The organism is Phormidium sp. CCY1219, from assembly GCF_055795085.1.
Window position 1 is genome coordinate 1 of record NZ_JAYFEQ010000789.1, and the last position, 3749, is coordinate 3749.

The 3749-nt window shown below is 49.4% G+C and carries 3 protein-coding genes; all 3 read right to left on the reverse strand.

The window, feature by feature from the left end:
• Positions 1-311 precede the first annotated feature (311 nt).
• The gene (locus tag AC0QH1_RS24235) at positions 312-1571 is read right to left on the reverse strand and encodes an MDR family MFS transporter (RefSeq protein WP_324633968.1); all 1260 of its coding nucleotides are present in this window, start codon (positions 1569-1571) and stop codon (positions 312-314) included.
• Between the two features lie 205 nt (positions 1572-1776).
• On the reverse strand, positions 1777-2214 hold the full coding sequence (gene ruvX / locus AC0QH1_RS24240) for a Holliday junction resolvase RuvX (protein ID WP_324633969.1): 438 nt from the start codon (positions 2212-2214) through the stop codon (positions 1777-1779).
• Between the two features lie 213 nt (positions 2215-2427).
• Positions 2428-3678: a GNAT family N-acetyltransferase gene (locus AC0QH1_RS24245; RefSeq protein WP_324633970.1), complete on the reverse strand. Its 1251-nt coding sequence runs from the start codon at positions 3676-3678 to the stop codon at positions 2428-2430.
• Positions 3679-3749 lie beyond the last annotated feature (71 nt).

The window sequence follows — 3749 nt, forward strand, 5'->3', positions numbered from 1 at the left end:
ACAAAAAGCTTCACCAACCCTTCCATTGCGCCAAAAAATGCGATCGCGCAATTCCCCACCGCAAAGCCCTAATCTCCCTAATCTACCTAATCTGGGATCGGAAAATTGTTGCCGCCAGGGGTTGACAAAGCAATCCCCATCGGGTATGATGAAGCCGTAGTGCGAGGCAGGGCTTATGTGCAATGCTTAGCTTGCTTTTTACGGTGATTGCCCCGGCAAATGCGACCCGCCACAAACCCCCTGCATGTTCATTAGCCCCCGTAGTCGGTCTTTGTCCGTATAGACCCACCTTTCTAGGGTGTGGACATTTTCTACTCAGTAACGCGCGCTTTGAGCAAGCGATCGAGGAATTGCAAAATAACAATTGCCACCCCCACAGTTGCGATTAATCCCAACCACAATCCATCGGCGAAAGGACGGGGTAAATCTAACGCCCAACCGCCAAGAAAAGGGCCGATAAAATAGCCCACCGCCCAACATTGGGAATTAATCGATAAGTAAACCCCGCGCAGGGATTCGGGGGCAATTTCGGCGACTAAAGAAGAAGCAAACGGCGTGTAAGAGACGATCGCGATCGCCAAAATTCCCAATCCGAGAATCGCCGCAAACAGTTGGGAGGTATTGAGCAACCCCGTCATCGCGATCGCCCCAAATCCAATCACCCAAAATACAGCAGAAACCGTCAGCGCTTGGGCGTGACGAAAGCGGGTGAGAATTCTCGCCACCGGCAATTGAAAGACGATAGAAAGGGCAACATGCCAGGTAAAAAGTCCGCTAATGGTTTCCGGCGCAAATCCCCTATTGCTCTCGCCAACCGAGACAAAATCGGTGAAATAAAGGGGAATCGTGCTTTGAACTTGAGCAATGTAAGTGGTGAACAGGATATTGACACTAGCATACACCAGCAAAGCGCGATCGCGCAATGCCCTTGTCCAGCCGGTTAATGCGGGTGTCGGATGGACATTATGGCGCGTTGGTTCTGCGATCGCCATCCAAATAATTGCCGAAAACACCACAAAAGAACTCGAATCAATGATAAACAACAACCGATAATTTGCAGTTGCAGCAATTAAAATACCCCCAAATACAATGCCTAATTGCAATCCCAAACTATCCGCCAAACGAGTCACCGCATAAGCTTCGTGGCGTTGTTTTCCCGTAGTTAAATCCGCCACAATCGATTCCGTTGCGGGCCAATACAACCCCACGCCAAATCCCATCAGCAAATTGCCAATAACCAACGTGGTAAAATCATTCGCTGAAGCTAACACCAGCGAAGCGATCGCCGACACCACCGTAGCCGATAATAACGTTTTTTTGCGCCCCCAGTGAGGCGAATCCACCAAACTACCACTCAATAGGCGACCAAACACCCCAGAAACCGATCCACTACCTAATGCTAAACCTACCTCAGTTTTGCTTAACCCCACTTCCTTAGAAAAGAATATCGGGGCATAAAATAAGGTAAATCCGGTGCCAATTCCAGACAGCAATCGACCGAAAATTAAAATCCAAATTTGTGTCGTTAGGTCGGGCAACCAAGACAGGAAACCCTCAGTTATTTTTTTCATAGGGAAGGTTAATTGATTGCAGTTTCCATTTCTTCCTTAATCGTAAAATCCGCATAGCCTTGCCATCATCGAACCTTGGGCATAATTTAATTTCAACCGACACTTTATTTACAGTAAAATCTGTTTTCATAGGAATTTTAACATATAAAAATGCGACCGAGATTTAACCCGATCGCGCAATTAAATGAGTTAAAATAGCGAGTAGTTAATGATTACATTTCTCTCGTCGTTCGTCCAGCCATTGCTGTAAAATTAAAGCCGCAGCTTTGCGGTCGATCGAGCCTTTATTGCGCGAAGGAGAAATATTTTCGGCCAGCATCATTTGTTCCGCTTGATAGGAGGTCAGACGCTCGTCAATGTATTCTAAAGGAAGATTTAGAGCCTGGGCTAAGCGCTTGGCAAACTTTTGTACTTTGCGCGCTTGCGAACCTAACGTGCCATTCATGGAATAGGGTAATCCCGCCACCAGCACATCCACCTTCCGTTCCGCCACGATCGCCTGTAATTGTTCCACCACCTGCTGAAACGATTGGCTTTCAATCGTCGTCAGACCCGTAGCAATTAATCCAGTGCGATCGCAACCCGCCACGCCAATGCGTTTGCGACCGATATCCAAACCGAGAGCTGATATTTTAGTGACCATTCATTCCGAAAAATTGAAACTAAATCGAGCACAGGGTGGGGGAATCATTCTTCAATCGGTCCTTAGCCGTTCCAGTGCGTCGGTACAGTATTCAATAAACAGAACAACCCTCCCGAGTTTCTAGAACCAATAGGTTGCTGTAGAGACGCGATTAATCGCATCTCTACCATTGAGCTTGTGCAACCCAATTTCTAACCGCTAAGAACCGATCGCCTAGCTCAGGGTATCATCATCTTGAGAGAAATCAAAGCGATCGGCATTCGGGAGTTGACCGAACTCCTCAATCGACTTTTGAACCGAGTCGGGCTTACCGTTGCTTTGCCCGGAACGCTGAGACTTTTGCAGCCAACTAATGCGACTCGGAATCGGTTTGCGAGCACCTTGCAACCCCTGGATTACCTCAGACAATTGCAATTCCAAAGCCGCCGGTTTCGCCTCGCGCAACTTATGCCAAACCGACCGAGACATCAGCAACGTATGGTAAACCGGGTCAGCGCCGATTTGTTCTAAATATTCTTCTCGTTCCGGCTGATAATCAGCAGAAGCCAATTGCAAGCACTGAGGCGGGAAATCCTGAGCGATGCGCGCCATTTGGGAGAGCAATTCAGGATAAAGCCAAGTGTAAGCCGGATGAACCGTTAATTCAGCCACATGGGGTTGAGAACCATCGCGGCACAGACGCATTTTAAAATAGCCGATCGCCGCTTTGCGCTGGGGTTCAAACACATAACCGCTCACCTCTTCAATGTTATTTAGCCATTGGCGAACCCCTTGGAACACCGCACCCGGGAGACTGGTTTGGAAATCATGGATGTGGCGATCGAACACTTGACGAACCAACGGAGGCATCGCAGCGGTATCCAACTGGCACAACAATTGTGCGTCCGCATTGCTCACCGGCATCAGATTCGGCAGATCCGGTTCGCGCTGAGCCAAAGCCTCCAGTAAATCCGGCGCGATCGCCCAATAGGTCATTTGCGCTAGCGGCTGAAACCCATTATGCCGATAAAGCGCCAGCTCGTCTTTTTCATTCACCTCTACTTCGAGCAACCACATCCGCGCTTCCCAGATAGCCTCCAAGCAATGGCGGATGAGCTGAGAACCGGTGCCAAGCATTCCCGCGCCGGGATCGACAAACAAGCGATCGACCCGCCAAGTGCTGCGGGTGCGGTTAAACGGCGAAATCTGAATCAAGCCGCGAATATTTTCCTGCGGATCGTGAGCCACATGGACGTACAGAAGGTACTGTAGCGGATTGGGAAACCAACTCAGACACTTCAGAGGCCAATACCAGCGACGGATGAGGGATAAATGTCTGTGGATATCCAGCGCGCCACTTTCGATCGAACTGCTGGGGTTTTCCACTTCAATCGCGCGATCGACAAGCGCATCAACCGCTTCGAAATCTCGCGATTGCAACGGGCGAATGGCCAAATTTTGAGTTTGGGGCAGGTGTGAAGTCATCAGAAATTAGGGTTGGTAAGGGGGAGAACGGAAACCCTCGTCATTTATGCGTAGGGAGGAGTTCTCCCCCC

What these genes read in the sequence shown, in the direction of transcription:
- AC0QH1_RS24235 (WP_324633968.1), bottom strand. Translation starts at nt 1,571, where the DNA reads ATGAAAAAAATAACTGAGGGTTTCCTGTCTTGGTTGCCCGACCTAACG.
- ruvX (WP_324633969.1), bottom strand. Translation starts at nt 2,214, where the DNA reads ATGGTCACTAAAATATCAGCTCTCGGTTTGGATATCGGTCGCAAACGC.
- AC0QH1_RS24245 (WP_324633970.1), bottom strand. Translation starts at nt 3,678, where the DNA reads ATGACTTCACACCTGCCCCAAACTCAAAATTTGGCCATTCGCCCGTTG.